The organism is Pseudomonas pergaminensis, assembly GCF_024112395.2.
Taxonomy (GTDB): Bacteria; Pseudomonadota; Gammaproteobacteria; order Pseudomonadales; family Pseudomonadaceae; genus Aquipseudomonas; species Aquipseudomonas pergaminensis.
Map to the genome: position 1 here is coordinate 2,468,678 of NZ_CP078013.2, position 15,172 is coordinate 2,483,849.

Consider the following 15,172-nt stretch of genomic DNA (forward strand, 5'->3'; position numbering starts at 1 on the left):
TTTCCTCTCAGGCTTGGAAACGACGGATGGAAAACGCTTCGATGGGTTGGCGGCTGGCTCCGTCGCAGACGATCTCTGCCAGGGCTTCACCGACCGCGGGACCGAGCTGGAACCCGGCACCGGCAAAGCCGAAACCGTGGAGCAGGCCAGGTTGGGTGCTGCTGGGGCCGATCACCGGTTCGTGATCGGGTAGATAACCTTCGGTGCCGCTCCAGGTACGAATCGCCTGGGCACCCTTGAGGAACGGGTACAGCTCGCCGGCATTGCGCAGGATCTCCAGCACGGCGGCTTGCCCCGGTCGCGCGGTCAGCGGGCCAAGGGCAAAGCCGCGACCGCCGCCGAGGATGCAATTGCCCCGGGCGACCTGGCGTGCATAAATCCCGCCGCCTTCAACGCCGGTACTCACATTCATCACCACCGGCAGCGGCTCGGTGACCAGCATCGCCGGGTGCGCCGAGGTGATTGGCACTGCTTCGCCAAACTGCGCAGCGACAGTGCCGGCCCAGGCGCCGGCACAGTTGAGCAACCACGGCGCTTGCAGGTGCAGGCCGTTGGCGCAATGCACCTGGAACTGCTGGCCGTCATGTTCTATGCCAATCACCTCGGCTTGCTCGTACACCGATGCGCCAAGGCGTTGCGCGGCACGTGCGAAGGCGGGCGATACCAGGCGCGGGTTGGCGTGGCCGTCTTGCGGACACAACGAGGCGCCCACCGCAATGTCGCCCACCCAGGGGAAGCGTGCGCGCAGCTCGGTGTAGTCGAGCAACTGCAAGCCCAGGCCAAAGCCACGGGTCTGCTCGGCATACGCCTGCAACGCGGCGAAATCAGCATGGCTGCGCGCCAGCTTCAAATGCCCGGAGCGCACGTATTCGCCGTCGATGCCGATCAGGCCCGGCAAGTCGGCCCACAGTTGATGGGCGCGTTGCGACAGCGGCAACTGATGCAAAGGCCGGCCCTGGCGGCGCACACCGCCATAATTCACGCCACTGGAATGCGAGCCACAGAAATCCCGCTCCACCAGGGCCACGCGCTGGCCTTTCCGCGCGAGCATCAAGGCTGCCGACGCGCCGACAATCCCACCGCCCAGTACGATGACGTCGATCATGGCTGCGCCTCCACGCCAAATGGCAGTGGCTTGATCGGCGCCTGGCCACGCAAGCGGCCGACGTTTTCAATGCGCCGGCCACTGCGCTCAGCGACAATTTCCGCCGCCGCCAGCCCGCACATGCGCCCCTGGCAGCGGCCCATGCCGACGCGGCAGTGGGCCTTGACCCGATTGATCTCCCAGTGGCCTTCATCCACCACTGCGCGTATTTCGCCGGCGCTGACTTCTTCGCAGCGGCACACCATCAGCGTATCCGGTGCCTGTGCAGCCCACTGCTCAGGGAAGGGGAACGCGGTTTCCAGGCCCTGGCGAAAGCGCTGGATGCCGGCCAGTTGCTGCTCCAACACGGCAGGGCGGCGGTGATCAATGGCAATGCCCGAGTCTTCCAAAACCGCCAGCGCGGCGCGCTCGCCGGCCATCTGCGCGGCGTCCGCGCCCATGATCCCGGCGCCGTCACCGGCCAGGTACACACCGCTGACACTGCTGCGCCCGGCGTTGTCGCGTTGCGGAAGCCAGGCGCGGTTCAATGCGTTCCAGGCGAATGCGCAACCGAGCAGGTCCGCCAGTTGCGTCTCGCTGCGCAGGGCATGGGCAAAGCCCACGGCGTCGCATTCCAGGCTGTGTTCGCCCCAGCGAATACCGCTGACCCGCTGTTCGCCTTCGATCTGCGTGAGCGTGGCGCCTTGATGCACGGCAACCCCATGGGCCGTCAGCCAGGCGCGGTAATACAAGCCCTTGGCCAAGGTCGCCGGTTGCCCGAGCAGTGCCGGCAGCGCGCGACACTGCGCGCTGAACGGTGCGCTGTCGAGCACCGCGACGACCTTGGCCCCGGCTTTGGCGTACTGATAGGCGACCAGGTACAACAACGGCCCAGTGCCACAGAACGCCACGCGCTCCCCGATGGCGCAGCCCTGGTATTTCAGAGCGATCTGCGCCGCGCCGAGGCTGTAGACACCGGGCAAGGTCCAGCCCGGCACCGGCAGGATACGGTCGGTGGCGCCCGTGGCAACGATGATCTGCGCGTACTCGAGGCTCTCGGCGCGCCCGTTGTTGAGCAGGTCCAGGCGGCCGTCCTCGGCATTCCACACCAGGGTTTGCGGCCGGTAGTCGATCAGCGCAGCCAGCTCATCCATCGTGCGGTGCACAGCGTCGGCCTTGCTTGCTTCAAATCCGTAGAGTTGCCTGGCCGTGCGTTGGAAACCTTGTGGTTGGCGCCGATAAATCTGCCCGCCGCCGCGCAGGCTCTCGTCCACCAGGCACGGTGTGATGCCGTGGTCGAGCAAGGTGCGCGCCGCGCTGATGCCGGCCGGGCCGGCGCCCACAATCACCACCGGCTTCATGGCTGGCGCCCCGGATCGCGGCTGATCGCCTGGCCTTCTTCCAGCAGCGTCGAGCAGGCACGCACGCGGCGTCCGTCTGCAAGGCGCACCCAGCAATCCTGGCACGCGCCCATCAGGCAGAAACCGGCGCGGCGCTCGGCGCTGAAATCACTGCCGCGCAGGTGTTCGGCGCAGGTCAGCACGGCGGTCAGCACTGTGTCACCCAGCAAGCCGCTGGCAGGCTGGCCGTCCAGGGTAAAGGCCAGGGCAGGGCGTTCGGTCTCGGCCAAGCGTTTGAACAAGGCCATCAATGTTTCCCCACCAGCACGCGGTCGAGGCCGTAGACCCGGTCGAGCAAAATCATGGTCGCCGCCGTCAGTGCAATCACCAGCGCCGACACCGCCGCCATCATCGGGTCGATGGACTCGGTGGCGTACACGTACATGCGCACCGGCAGGGTTTGCGTGGCCGGCGAACTGACAAAGATCGACAGCGTCACCTCATCGAAACTGTTGATGAAGGCGAGCAACCAACCGCCGGCGACACCGGGCAGGATCATCGGTAGGGTGATCTGGCGAAACAGCGTGAAGCGGCTCGCACCCAGCGACTCGGCGGCTTGCTCGGCGCTGCGATCAATACCGATGGCCGCCGCCAATACCAGGCGCAGCACATACGGCGTGATGATCACCACGTGGGCCAGCATCAGCCAGGTAAAGCTGCCGTTGACGCCCATCAGCGCGAACAAGCGCAGCATGGCCACGCCCAGTACCAGGTGCGGGATGATGATGGGTGACAGGAACAAGGCGCTGAAAAAATTGCGCCCCGGGAACGTGTACCGGCTGATCGCCAAGGCCGCCGGCACGGCGATCAAGGTGGCCAGGGTCGCGGCGGTGAAGGCCAGGACCAGGCTGTTATAGAACGCCTGGATAAAATCCGCACGCTCGAACACCGCGCGAAACCAGCGCAGCGAGAAGCCCGAGGTGGGCAGGCTCAAGGTATTTTCGGGCGTGAACGCCACCAGGCACACCACCACCAGCGGCGCCATCATGAACAGCACCACCAACGCGTGGAAGCCGAGGGCCAAAGGACCGTTTCTGGACATGCGCTTAAACCCCCAGGGACTTTTTGTAGCGGCCTTCGACCATGCGGTTCCAGCTCAGCATGATCAGCAGATTGACCAACAGCAGCACCACCGCGATGGTCGCGCCCATGGGCCAGTTGAGTTCCGAGAGGTACTGGTCGTACACCACCGTGGCGACCATTTTCAGGCGACGCCCGCCGAGCAGGCCGGGGATTGCAAAGGAACTGGCGGCCAGGCCGAACACGATCAGGGTGCCGGACAGCACGCCGGGCATGACCTGCGGCAACACGATCTTGCGCATCACCGTGGCCTGGCTGGCGCCCAGGGACAACGCCGCCTGTTCAGCCGACGGGTCGAGCTTCTGCAGGGAGGTCCACACCGGGATGATCATGAACGGCAGCATCACGTGCACCAGGGCGATGATCACCGCGAACGGCGTGTACAGCAGCTTCACCGGGCGCCCGCCAAGGAACTGGATGACCTGGTTCACCAACCCGTCCGCGCCAAGCAACAGGCTCCAACCAAAGGCGCGCACCACCACCGAAATCAGCAGTGGCGTAAGGATCAGGATCAGGAAGATCGAACGCCACGGCGTGCCCATGCGGCTGAGAATATAGGCCTCGGGCACGCCGATCACCACGCATAACAGCGTGACCAGCGCGCTGATCCAAAAGGTGCGCCAGAAGATTTCGTAGAAGTACGAATCACTGAACAGCGACAGGTAATGCGCGAAGGTCCACTCATCGGCCTTCACGCCCACCTGGTAGTCGAACACGTTGAACGACAGCACCAGCGTCAGGCCCAGCGGCAGGATCAGCAGCCCGGCAAACAACACCAGCGCCGGCAGCGAGAGCAGGTAGCCGCGGCTCATGGGTGCACCTCATCCGCGGCCAACACACGCAACAGGCTGGCGTGCCAGTCCAGGCCCACCGCTGTGCCGCAACGCAGCGGCGCGTTGCCGTCGTTGCTGCGCACCACGGTGACTTCGCCGAGGGCGGTGTCGATGTGGTACAGCCACTGGCTGCCAAAGAAGTAGCGATTGATGACCTGGCCTTGCAGGCGACCTGTGCCTGCGTCCACCAATTGGATCTTTTCCGGGCGCAGGCTCAGGGTCAGTTCGCCGTCGCCGCTTTCGTGGCGTACTTGCGGGCTTCCCAGCGGGTCGTAGTCACCCGGCAGCAGGTTGGCCTTGCCGACAAAGTCCGAGATGAAGCGCGTACGTGGGTGCTCGTAGAGCTTGTAGGGCGCGTCGATCTGGGTCACGCGCCCGGCCTGCATCACCACCACGCGGTCGCTGATCGACAGCGCCTCAGCCTGGTCGTGGGTGACCATCAAGGTGGTGATTCCGACGGCGCACTGGATGCGGCGGATCTCGAACTGCATTTCTTCGCGCAGGTTGGCGTCGAGGTTGGACAGCGGTTCATCGAGCAGCAACACCGGCGGTTCGATCACCAAGGCGCGGGCCAGGGCCACGCGCTGGCGCTGACCGCCGGACAGCTCCCGTGGGTAACGGTCGGCGTGCGGTGCCAGGCGCACCAAGTCGAGCACGGTCTTGACCTTGCTGGCGATCTCGCTGGCCGGCACTTTACGCATCTTCAGGCCGAAGGCGACGTTGTCGCGCACGCTCATGTGCGGAAACAGCGCGTAGCTCTGGAACACCACGCCCAGGCCACGGCTGGCGGGTTTGGCGTGGGTGATGTCGCGGCCGTCGAGCAGGATCTGCCCGCCGCTGACATCGACGAAGCCAGCGATCATTTGCAGGGTGGTGGTCTTGCCGCAACCCGAAGGGCCGAGCAGGGAAACGAATTCGCCTTTTTCCACCGCAAGGTCGGTGGCGACCACCGCATCGACGGCGCCGTAGCGTTTGCTCAAGGCGTTGAGTTGGAGAAATGCCATGTCTGCGTTCCACCTTTTTTTGAGTCGCGTCGAAACGCGCTTTTTTGTTTTGGGCAGATGCGAAAAGGGTGTTGCGGGTGCGTTGGCGCTCGATCTCAAGTCGGCTGCCGGTTGTTGTTCATTTCGCCCCTGTGGACGCAGATTAGGACGAAGACTAGGATGGGCGGAAGATGGAATTTCACTGAACGGACTATTATTTTCAAATTTATTCACTCACCGGAATTTACAAAGGGATTGGTTGTTATGGATTCCACTGATCGAAATGAAAGCAGTAGGGAAGTCGGGGCGGGCGCGGTCTCTCGTCTGTTCGCGCTGCTGCGAACCCTGGGTGAAGTGCCGGAGGGTGGCGAACGCGTTACGCAGCTTGCGCAACAGGTGGGCCTGTCCCAACCCACCACGCACCGGCTGCTGCGCAGCCTGATTGACGAAGGCATGGTCGAGCAGGACGCACGCAGCAAGCGCTATCGCCTCAGCCTGGAGTTTTTCGCCCTGGCGGCGAATGCGGGCAAGACCGGCAACCTGCGCGACCTGGTGCGGCCGAGCATGCTGCGCCTGAGTGCTTCATTGGGGGATTCGCTGTTCCTGCTGGCGCGCAGTGGCTTCGACGCGATCTGCCTGGACCGCAGTGAAGGCCCGTACCCGATCCGCACCTTCACCGGCGATATCGGCGGGCGCGTGGCGTTGGGCGTGGGGCAGGGCAGCCTGGCGATCCTGGCGTTCTTGCCAGAGGAAGAGCGTGAAACGGTGATCCGCTACAACCTGCCACGGCTCAAGGACTTCCACCTGTATGACGAAGTGCTGTTGCGCTCGGAAGTGCACAACGTGCGCAACCTTGGGTATGCGGCCCGCAATACTGGGGTGCTGGAAGGCATGGCCGGGTTGGCGGTGCCGATCCTCAACCGCGACGGGCACGCGGTGGCGGCGTTGAGTGTGGCGACCATCAGCGACCGCCTGGGGCCGAGCCGGTTGCCCATGGTGGTGGAGTTGCTCAAGCGCGAGGCAGCGGCGATCGGGCCACGCATCAATCCGTTTGATCCGACGTTGAGGCGGCCCTCACACACCTTTGGCGGGTGACGATTTCAGCCACGATAAAGATCAAAAAAGGTGGGAGCGGGCTTGCTCGCGAATGCGGTGGGTCAGCCAAGGATATGTCAACGGATACTCCGTATTCGCGAGCAAGCCCGCTCCCACACAAGCCCCACACACATTTAGATGGCAGCTAGGGCGACAGAGGTGGCCGCTGTGCGGGTTTCCACGCCGAGCTTCACATACACATGCTCCAGGTGCTTGTTCACCGTCCTCGGGCTCAACCCCAGAATATCGCCGATATCCCGATTGGTCTTCCCGCAGGCCACCCAGCGCAGCACTTCTACCTCGCGCTCGGTCAGTTGGAACCGGGCCGACAGCAGGCGTTGGGCCGGTGCATCTTCGAGCGTCAGCACACTCGGCTGCTGCGCCTCCCGCGCCGAGAGCAAAATGCGCGAGGTGCGCAAATGCGCCGCCACCCGCGCCAGTACCTCGTCGGTCTGGATCGGCTTGGTCACGTAGTCACTGCCCCCCACTTCAAAGCCCTGCACCACGTGCTTGGTGTCGGTCAGCCCGGTCATGAACACCACCGGGATATCCGCACTGGCGGGTTGCGCCTTGAGCCGACGGCAGGTTTCGAAGCCGTCCAGGCCGGGCATCATCGCGTCCAACAGGATCAGGTCCGGGCGCCGGCGTTGCACGCGGTTCAACGCACTGAGCCCGTCAAGGGCCACCAACACCATGTAGCCGGCGTCGTCGAGGGCATCGGAGAGCATCGCCAGGTTGTCCGGGGTGTCGTCCACGATCAGCACGACGCCGGGTTCAGTGCTGCGGGTGAGAGCATTCATCTTCGGCCTCCTTGAGGGTTCGGTTGAGTTCATCCAGGCGGAAACCCTTGAGCAAACCACGCACCTTGCTGATGAAAGGCTCGGTATCGGGGTGGTGCGCAAGGATCGTGTCGAGTTTTTCGTGCAGGCCGCGCACGTAGCCGATAGCGCTGAGTTCGGCGAGGGTCGCCAGGTCTTCCGGGCTGGGCAACACGCTGGGTGGCGGTGGCGGCACCCGGCTCTTGGTGCGCCGCAGCCAGTGCAGGTCCAGGTGCTGTTGCAAACGCCCAAGCAGTTCCGGCGTGCGCACGGGCTTGGCCAGGTAGTCGTTGCACGCGGCGGCAATGCTGCGTTCGCGGTCGTCGGTAAAGGCATTGGCCGAAATCACGATAATCGGCGCCGTGGACAGCGCATTACGCCGGATCAGGCGGCTGGTTTCGTAGCCATCCAGGGTCGGCATCGACAGGTCCATCAGGATCAGGTCCGGCGCCAGCAATGCCACCTGGCGGATCGCGTCCTGGCCATTGCTGGCCTGGATCACTTCGAACCCCAGGGGCGTGAGCATGCCGCTGAGCACCTTGCGATGGTCCACATGGTCATCCACCACCAGGATGCGTCGCCGCGCTCCCTGATAGCCGATGATGTCGTGTTCCACATGCACCACCGCCTGCGGCGCGCGCACCTGGGACAAGAACAGCCGCACCTGGAAGCAGGTGCCCTTGTCCAGCTCGCTGGTCACCCGCAGCTCGCCGCCCATCAATGAGGTGAGCATGCGCGTGATGGTCAGGCCCAGGCCCACGCCGTTGTCCTGGCGCATCAGGTCGCCACGTTCGAACGGCTGGAATATCCGCTCCAACTGCCCCGGATCAATGCCGATGCCGGTGTCGATAATCTCGAAGTTGGCGGTCTCGCGCATATAACTGACCCGCAGGCGCACCTCGCCGCTGTCGGTGAAGTTCACCGCGTTGCCCAGTAGGTTGATCAGGATCTGGCGTACGCGTTTTTCATCGCCGCGCACCACCGCCGGGATCTTGCCCACGCAATCCAGGCGAAAGCGCAGGCCCTTGTCCTGGGCTTGCGGGGTGAACATCTGTTCCAGGTCATGGAGCAGCTCGGGGAAGGGGATTTCAGTCAGTTCCAGGCGCAATTTGCCAGCTTCGATCTTGGCCACATCCAGCAAGCCATCGATCAACGAGACCAAGTGCGAGCCACTGCGCAGGATGGTCGCGAGTGCATCCTGGTGCTGCTCGGGCATGGCGCTGTCGCGCTGCAGGATCTGGGTGAAGCCTAAGATGCTGTTCAGCGGCGTGCGCAGTTCATGGGACAGCCCGGTGACGTAGCGGCTCTTGGCGGCATTCGCCGCCTCGGAAGCTTCCTTGGCTTGCTGCAGGGCCTGGTCGGTGAGGCTGTGGGCGTCGATTTCCTGCATCAGCAGCAGGGTCTGGCGGTCGGATTCCTCCTGGGCCACGCCACGGCTTTCGCGGGTCAGCACCACCCACCAGGCGAGCACGGCGGCCAGTACCGAGAGGGTCAGGAACGCCTTGAAGAATGCCTGGTACAGGGTTTCCGAATGGGGCAAACCCTGGGCCGCCTGCACATAGATCAAGGCCAATGCGCCGGCAAGCATCAACACCAGCGCCAGCAACAACCCCAGGTAATGGGCCAGGCGCGTGTGCAGGCGCGGCATCATCGTATTGGGCAGCAACCAGCGCAACACACCTTCGAACTGGGTGACCAGGCGGGCGTGGGGTTTGCACCGGTCACCGCAACGCGCATCCAGCGAACAACACAGCGAGCAGATCGGCGTGCTGTAGGCCGGGCAGAACGCCATGTCCGCGGTCTCGAACGGGTTGCTGCACAAGCCGCACACCGCGTGGGTTGCCGGGGCAATCGGGTGGATCAATTGCACGTCACTGGTGCGGGCGATGTAGTACTTACCCTGGGTCAGCCAGGCCAGCAGCGGTGCCATCACCAAGGCCGTGCCCAGGGCCACGAAGGGCGGCGCCGCCTGGGCCAGGGCGCCGAACAGGCCGAAATGGGCAAGGATCGACAGCAGCGACGCAATCAGCATCGAGCCGACGCCCACCGGGTTGATGTCGTAGAGGTGCGCGCGCTTGAACTCGATGTGCTTGGGCGACAGGCCCAACGGCTTGTTGATCACCAGGTCCGCCACCAACGTGCCGATCCAGGCAATCGCGATATTGGCGTAGAGCCCGAGCACTTGGTCGATCACGTCGAACACGCCTAACTCCATCAGCATCAACGCGATGGCCACGTTGAACACCAGCCACACCACCCGGCCGGGGTGGCTGTGAGTCACGCGGGCAAAAAAATTCGACCAGGCCAGCGAGCCGGCGTAGGCATTGGTCAGGTTGATTTTCATCTGCGAGATGATCACGAACAGCACCATGGCGCCGAGTGCCCATTCTGGCGAGCTGAACACGTAGCGGAAGGCGACCAGGTACATCTGGGTCGGCTCGGCGGCGCGTTCCATGGGGATCTCATGTTGCAGCGCGAGAAACGCCAGGAATGCGCCGGCGAACATCTTCAAGGCGCCGGGGATGATCCAGCCAGGGCCGGCGCAGAGCAGGGCGGCCCACCAGCGCTTGCGGTTGGCGACGGTTTTTTCCGGCAGGAAGCGCAAGTAGTCCACCTGTTCGCCGATCTGCGTCACCAGCGACAGCGCCACGGTGCAGGCCGCGCAGAACGCCAACAGGTTGAAGCCGCCGCCATCACCGCTGCGCCCGATAAAGCTGGTCCAGTCGCTGAAGGCGCCGGGGTTTTTCCACGCCACAAAGCCGTACGGCAGCACCAGCAACAGCAGCCACAGCGGTTGCGTCCACAGTTGCAGGCGGCTGATCAGGGTCACGCCGTAGGCCACCAGCGGGATCACCAACAGCGAGCAAATCACATAGGCGAAGGCCAGCGGGATATGAAAATACAGCTCCAGGGCCAGGGCCATGATCGCCGCTTCCAAGGCAAAGAACAGGAAGGTGAAGCTGGCGTAGATCAGCGAGGTGATGGTGGAGCCGATGTAGCCGAAGCCGGCGCCGCGGGTCAGCAGGTCCATGTCCACGCCGTAGCGCGCCGCGTAATAGCTGATGGGCAGGCCGGTGAAAAAGATCACCAGGCTGATGGCGAGGATCGCCCAGAAGGTGTTGGTGAACCCGTAGCTCAAGGCCAACACGCCGCCGATGGCTTCCAGCGCCAGGAACGACACTGCGCCCAGGGCCGTGTTGGCAATGCGCAGCTCCGACCACTTGCGAAAGGACTTGGGGGTGTAGCGCAGGGCGTAGTCTTCCATGGTCTCGTCGGCGACCCAGGTGTTGTAGTCGCGGCGGATCTTGACGATGCGCTGGGTGCCGGAAGGAGGATGCACGGTGGGATGGCTCCGGGAGGTGGGCAAGGTGGATGAGCAAGTTCCGTGCCCCCGATTCAAAATGTGGGAGCTGGCTTGCCTGCGATGGCGGTGGGTCAGGCATGGGGAAGTCGATTGATACACCGCCATCGCAGGCAAGCCAGCTCCCACATTGATCGGTGCTGTCAGGGCGGGCGGGATCCTGCGCGAAAATGGTGCGCAGCGGCATACGTCAAATGACGTACGCCGTTACGTCAGGCTGCGTATACCCGCGCTGGCTCACTGCCGCCATGCTGGACCCCTCATTGCAGAGGAGTCGCCCCATGGCACCACGATTGATCCGCTCCAAACCGCTGTTGGCCTTGTCATTGCTGGCGGCCGCACTGTTCAGCCAGGGCGTGCTGGCCGATAACGAAGGCCTGGCCGTGACCCCGACGGAGGTCACCGTCGGCCAGTTGCACTCGGCCACCGGCACCATGGCGATTTCCGAAACCGGCTCGATCCAGGCCGAACGCCTGGCCATCGAACAGATCAACGCTTCGGGCGGGATCCTGGGACGGCAGATCAAGGTGATCCAGGAAGACGGTGCGTCCGACTGGCCGACCTTCGCCGAAAAAGCCAAGAAACTGCTGGTCAACGACAAGGTTGCCGCCGTGTTCGGCTGCTGGACGTCGGCCTCGCGCAAAGCCGTGCTGCCGATCTTCGAGAAAGAAAATGGCCTGCTCTACTACCCGACCTTCTATGAAGGCCTGGAACAGTCGAAAAACGTGATCTACACCGGCCAGGAAGCCACCCAGCAGATCCTCGCCAGCCTCGACTGGATCGCCAAGACCAAGGGCGCCAAGACCTTCTACCTGGTCGGTTCCGACTACATCTGGCCGCGCACCTCGATGAAGATTGCGCGCAAGCACATCGAAAACGTCCTGCACGGCACTGTGGTCGGCGAAGACTACTACCCGTTGGGCAACACCCAGTTCGGCTCGCTGATCAACAAGGTCAAGCTGAAAAAGCCTGACGTGGTGTTCGCGGCGGTGGTGGGCGGCTCCAACGTGGCGTTCTACAAGCAACTCAACGCGGCGGGCGTGAACTCGTCCAAGCAGACCTTGTTGACCCTGTCGGTGACCGAGGACGAACTGCTCGGCATCGGCGGTGAAAACATGGCCGGTTTCTATGCCTCGATGAAGTACTTCCAGAGCCTGGACAACCCGAACAACAAAGCCTTCGTCGAGGCCTTCAAGGCCAAATATGGCAAGGACGCCGTGATCGGCGACGTGACCCAGGCGGCCTACCTCGGCCCTTGGCTATGGAAAGCAGCGGTGGAGAAAGCGGGCAGTTTCGACGTGGATAAAGTCGTGGCCGCATCGCCTGGCATCGAGCTCAAAACCGCGCCGGAAGGCTACGTGAAGATCCACGAGAACCATCACCTGTGGAGCAAGTCGCGCATTGGTGAGGTGCAGCCCAACGGCCAGTTCAAGGTGATCTACGAGTCGGATTTGATCGAGCCGAACCCGTTCCCTAAAGGCTACCAATAACCCAAGGTCTGGCATTGATCCAACGGTGGGAACTGGCTTTGTGTGGGAGCTGGCTTGCCTGCGATGCAGGCGACTCGGTTTTGCAGTTGAACCGAGGTGATGCCATCGCAGGCAAGCCAGCTCCCACTTAAAGCAGATTGCAATTCAACCTGGCTCTCAGGAGACCATCATCATGGAATGGCTATCGGAATTTGGAGCCATCGCGGCGATGCAGGGGTTCAACGGCTTGTCCGTGTTCTGCGTGCTGTTGCTGATGGCATTGGGGCTGGCGATTATCTTTGGCCAGATGGGCGTGATCAACATGGCCCATGGTGAGTTCCTGACCATCGGCGCCTACACCACCTACGTGTGTTCCAGCCTCACGGCGCACTTTGCACCGAGCTTCCAACCCTATTACTTCTTCTTCGCCATTGCCCTGTCATTCCTCGTCGCCGGCGCCATCGGCTGGCTGGTGGAATGGGCGATGATCAGCCGCTTGTACAAGCGCCCGCTGGACACCTTGCTCGCCACCTGGGGCTTGTCGCTGGTGATGCAGCAGACCTTCCGTTCGGTGTTCGGCGCCCGCGAAGTCAGCGCCGAACCGCCGGCCTGGCTGATGGGATCGGTGAATTTCACCGATGCCATCGAGATTCCGCGCAACGGCCTGTTCATGATGGCCCTGACCTTGCTGCTCACTGCGGCAATCTTCCTGATGCTCTACCGCTCGCGCTGGGGCCTGCAGGTGCGCGCTACGGTGCAGAACCGCTTGATGAGCCGTGCGGTGGGCATCAATACACGCAAGGTCGACCGCATGACCTTCGCCCTCGGTTGCGGCGTCGCCGGGGTGGCCGGTGCGGCGTTCACCACCATCGGTTCCACCGGGCCGACGGCGGGTTCGCAGTACATCGTCGACACCTTCCTGGTGGTGGTGTTCGGCGGCGCGCAAAGCCTGTTCGGCACCATCGCATCGGCCTTTGTGATTGCCCAGACCCAATCGCTGTCGGAGTTTTTCCTCAGTGGCTCGATGGCCAAGGTACTCACCTTGTCCTCGGTGATTCTGATCCTGATGCTGCGCCCGCAAGGGTTGTTTTCCATCAAAGTGCGCAAGTAGAGGCGACCGGATGAAGGCTCTAGACAAGCTGCTGGGCGGCCAGCAAAACCTGATCGGCATCGTGTTGCTGGCGCTGTTGATCCTGGTGGTATTCCCCCTGACCCTGGATGCGTTCCGCCTGAACATGGTCGGCAAATACCTGACCTACGCGTTTGTCGCGGTCGGCCTGGTGTTGTGCTGGGGCTATGGCGGCATTCTCAGTCTGGGGCAGGGTGTGTTCTTCGGGGTGGGTGGCTACTGCATGGCGATGTTCCTCAAGCTTGAGGCCTCGGACCCGCAGAGCACCAAGATCCAGTCCACACCGGGCATTCCGGACTTCATGGACTGGAACCAGATCACCGAACTGCCGTGGTTGTGGCAACCGTTCCACAGCTTCAGCTTTACCCTGGTGGCGGTGATCGCGGTGCCGGTGCTGCTCGCGTTCATCATCGGCATGGCGCTGTTCAAGCGGCGCGTGGGCGATGTGTATTTCTCCATCGTCACCCAGGCGATTGCGCTGATCCTTACGGTGCTGATCGTCGGCCAGCAAGGCCTGACCGGTGGCGTCAACGGCATCACCGACCTCAAGACCCTGCTTGGCTGGGACCTGCGCACCGACAGCGCAAAGATGATCCTGTACTTCATCAACGCCGGGTTGCTGTTCGGCTGCATCTTCATTGGCCGGTTCATCCTCGCGTCCAAGCTTGGCCGGTTGTTGATGGCGATGCGCGACAAGGAAGAACGCGTGCGTTTTTCCGGGTATGACGTGGCCAGCTTCAAGATCTTCGTGTTCTGCGTGGCCGCCGCGTTCTCGGCGATTGGCGGGGCGATGTTTGCCTTGCAGGTGGGCTTTATGTCGCCGTCGTTCGTGGGCATCGTGCCGTCGATCGAGATGGTGATCTTTGCGGCGGTGGGCGGGCGCATGTCGCTGCTCGGCGCGGTGTATGGCGCGCTGCTGGTGAACTACGGCAAGACCTACTTTTCCGAGTCTTTCCCCGAGTTGTGGTTGTACCTGATGGGCGGGCTGTTCATTGCGGTGGTGATGTACTTCCCCAACGGCCTGGCTGGTTTGTGGGACAGCCATGGGCGCCAGGCGCTGGCCAAAGTGCTGCGGCGCAAACCCCTGGCGGCAGCCCCGGCGAAACCGCCGGTTAAACCCAAGGCCAACAGCAAGATCCTGGAGACCCAGCCATGACCGCCGTCGGCTTTGAAATGAAAAAACCGGTGCTGGCCATCGAAGGCCTCACCGTGTCGTTCGACGGCTTCAAGGCGGTCGATAACCTCAACCTGTATATCGACCGCAATGAAGTGCGCGTGGTGATCGGTCCCAATGGCGCCGGCAAGACCACCGTGCTTGACCTGATCTGCGGCAAGACCCGCGCCACCAGCGGCAGCATCCAGTTCGACGGCCAGGAACTGACCAAGATGCGCGAGTACAACATCGTGCGTGCCGGTGTGGGCCGCAAGTTCCAGAACCCGTCGATCTACGAAAACCTCACGGTGTTCGAGAACCTGGAGATGTCTTACCCGGCCGGGCGCAAGGTATGGGGTGCGTTGTTCTTCAAGCGCAACGCCCAGGTGATCGCACGGGTGGAGGAGGTGGCGCGGGAGATCTTCCTCGGCGACCTGCTGCAACAACAGGCCGACCTGCTGTCCCACGGGCAGAAGCAGTGGCTGGAGATTGGCATGCTGCTGATGCAGGACCCCGAGTTATTGATGTTGGATGAACCGGTGGCGGGCATGAGCGTCAACGAGCGCGCGCAAACCGCCGAGCTGCTCAACCGCATCAGCCAGGGCCGTTCGGTGCTGGTGATCGAGCACGACATGGAGTTCGTCAAAAGCATCGCCCACAAGGTCACGGTGCTGCACCAGGGCAAGGTGCTGGCCGAGGGCAGCATGGAGTCGGTGCAAAGCAACCCGAAAGTCATCGAAGTGTATTTGGGCCACTGAGGAGCTGCG

13 protein-coding genes are annotated in these 15,172 nt (G+C 63.1%); 5 read left to right on the plus strand and 8 right to left on the minus strand.

All coding sequences use genetic code 11. The features are described 5' to 3' along the window. Nucleotides 1-7 precede the first annotated feature (7 nt). From KUA23_RS11470 to KUA23_RS11495, 6 genes are read right to left on the minus strand one after another with little or no spacing between them, the layout of a single operon-like run. On the minus strand, nt 8-1,105 hold the full coding sequence (locus KUA23_RS11470; RefSeq protein ID WP_252993968.1) for an NAD(P)/FAD-dependent oxidoreductase: 1,098 nt from the start codon (nt 1,103-1,105) through the stop codon (nt 8-10). Then, the gene (locus KUA23_RS11475; RefSeq protein ID WP_252993969.1) at nt 1,102-2,445 is read right to left on the minus strand and encodes an FAD/NAD(P)-dependent oxidoreductase; all 1,344 of its coding nucleotides are present in this window, start codon (nt 2,443-2,445) and stop codon (nt 1,102-1,104) included. Before KUA23_RS11475 ends, KUA23_RS11470 begins: the two co-directional genes overlap by 4 nt. Continuing rightward, nucleotides 2,442-2,732, minus strand: a complete 291-nt coding sequence (locus KUA23_RS11480) for a (2Fe-2S)-binding protein (RefSeq protein WP_078047941.1) — start codon at nt 2,730-2,732, stop codon at nt 2,442-2,444. Before KUA23_RS11480 ends, KUA23_RS11475 begins: the two co-directional genes overlap by 4 nt. Then, complete coding sequence (locus tag KUA23_RS11485) at nt 2,732-3,526, minus strand: ABC transporter permease (RefSeq protein WP_078047942.1); 795 nt, start codon at nt 3,524-3,526, stop codon at nt 2,732-2,734. The genes KUA23_RS11480 and KUA23_RS11485 overlap by 1 nt, the downstream gene beginning before the upstream one ends. A 4-nt stretch (nt 3,527-3,530) precedes the next feature. Next, a complete protein-coding gene (locus KUA23_RS11490) occupies nt 3,531-4,376 on the minus strand; it encodes an ABC transporter permease (protein WP_069023183.1) in 846 nt (281 codons plus the stop codon). Then, entirely contained in the window at nt 4,373-5,401 is a 1,029-nt protein-coding gene (locus tag KUA23_RS11495; protein WP_252993970.1) for an ABC transporter ATP-binding protein, read from the minus strand. The genes KUA23_RS11490 and KUA23_RS11495 overlap by 4 nt, the downstream gene beginning before the upstream one ends. Nucleotides 5,402-5,644: 243 nt before the next feature. Here KUA23_RS11495 and KUA23_RS11500 point away from each other — a divergent pair, with 243 nt between their 5' ends. Next, the gene (locus KUA23_RS11500) at nt 5,645-6,475 is read left to right on the plus strand and encodes an IclR family transcriptional regulator (RefSeq protein ID WP_252993971.1); all 831 of its coding nucleotides are present in this window, start codon (nt 5,645-5,647) and stop codon (nt 6,473-6,475) included. 134 nt (nt 6,476-6,609) lie between these two features. Here KUA23_RS11500 and KUA23_RS11505 read toward each other — a convergent pair whose 3' ends face one another. Next, nucleotides 6,610-7,275 carry a response regulator gene (locus KUA23_RS11505; protein ID WP_078047946.1) on the minus strand — a complete coding sequence of 222 codons (666 nt, stop codon included), beginning with the start codon at nt 7,273-7,275 and terminating at the stop codon, nt 6,610-6,612. After that, complete coding sequence (locus tag KUA23_RS11510) at nt 7,250-10,633, minus strand: ATP-binding protein (protein ID WP_346356396.1); 3,384 nt, start codon at nt 10,631-10,633, stop codon at nt 7,250-7,252. The genes KUA23_RS11505 and KUA23_RS11510 overlap by 26 nt, the downstream gene beginning before the upstream one ends. Before the next feature lie 302 nt (nt 10,634-10,935). On the opposite strand from KUA23_RS11510, the gene urtA reads away from it, so the two are divergent. From urtA to urtD, 4 genes are all read left to right on the plus strand, one after another. Next, complete coding sequence (urtA, locus tag KUA23_RS11515; protein ID WP_065906042.1) at nt 10,936-12,144, plus strand: urea ABC transporter substrate-binding protein; 1,209 nt, start codon at nt 10,936-10,938, stop codon at nt 12,142-12,144. Between the two features lie 172 nt (nt 12,145-12,316). Further along, on the plus strand, nt 12,317-13,234 hold the full coding sequence (urtB, locus tag KUA23_RS11520; protein ID WP_069023195.1) for an urea ABC transporter permease subunit UrtB: 918 nt from the start codon (nt 12,317-12,319) through the stop codon (nt 13,232-13,234). Between the two features lie 10 nt (nt 13,235-13,244). Further along, nucleotides 13,245-14,408, plus strand: a complete 1,164-nt coding sequence (urtC, locus tag KUA23_RS11525; protein WP_099492469.1) for an urea ABC transporter permease subunit UrtC — start codon at nt 13,245-13,247, stop codon at nt 14,406-14,408. Further along, nucleotides 14,405-15,163 carry an urea ABC transporter ATP-binding protein UrtD gene (urtD, locus tag KUA23_RS11530; RefSeq protein WP_025855702.1) on the plus strand — a complete coding sequence of 253 codons (759 nt, stop codon included), beginning with the start codon at nt 14,405-14,407 and terminating at the stop codon, nt 15,161-15,163. Before urtC ends, urtD begins: the two co-directional genes overlap by 4 nt. Nucleotides 15,164-15,172 lie beyond the last annotated feature (9 nt).

What these genes read in the sequence shown, in the direction of transcription:
- KUA23_RS11470 (WP_252993968.1), bottom strand. Translation starts at nt 1,105, where the DNA reads ATGATCGACGTCATCGTACTGGGCGGTGGGATTGTCGGCGCGTCGGCA.
- KUA23_RS11475 (WP_252993969.1), bottom strand. Translation starts at nt 2,445, where the DNA reads ATGAAGCCGGTGGTGATTGTGGGCGCCGGCCCGGCCGGCATCAGCGCG.
- KUA23_RS11480 (WP_078047941.1), bottom strand. Translation starts at nt 2,732, where the DNA reads ATGGCCTTGTTCAAACGCTTGGCCGAGACCGAACGCCCTGCCCTGGCC.
- KUA23_RS11485 (WP_078047942.1), bottom strand. Translation starts at nt 3,526, where the DNA reads ATGTCCAGAAACGGTCCTTTGGCCCTCGGCTTCCACGCGTTGGTGGTG.
- KUA23_RS11490 (WP_069023183.1), bottom strand. Translation starts at nt 4,376, where the DNA reads ATGAGCCGCGGCTACCTGCTCTCGCTGCCGGCGCTGGTGTTGTTTGCC.
- KUA23_RS11495 (WP_252993970.1), bottom strand. Translation starts at nt 5,401, where the DNA reads ATGGCATTTCTCCAACTCAACGCCTTGAGCAAACGCTACGGCGCCGTC.
- KUA23_RS11500 (WP_252993971.1), top strand. Translation starts at nt 5,645, where the DNA reads ATGGATTCCACTGATCGAAATGAAAGCAGTAGGGAAGTCGGGGCGGGC.
- KUA23_RS11505 (WP_078047946.1), bottom strand. Translation starts at nt 7,275, where the DNA reads ATGAATGCTCTCACCCGCAGCACTGAACCCGGCGTCGTGCTGATCGTG.
- urtA (WP_065906042.1), top strand. Translation starts at nt 10,936, where the DNA reads ATGGCACCACGATTGATCCGCTCCAAACCGCTGTTGGCCTTGTCATTG.
- urtB (WP_069023195.1), top strand. Translation starts at nt 12,317, where the DNA reads ATGGAATGGCTATCGGAATTTGGAGCCATCGCGGCGATGCAGGGGTTC.
- urtC (WP_099492469.1), top strand. Translation starts at nt 13,245, where the DNA reads ATGAAGGCTCTAGACAAGCTGCTGGGCGGCCAGCAAAACCTGATCGGC.
- urtD (WP_025855702.1), top strand. Translation starts at nt 14,405, where the DNA reads ATGACCGCCGTCGGCTTTGAAATGAAAAAACCGGTGCTGGCCATCGAA.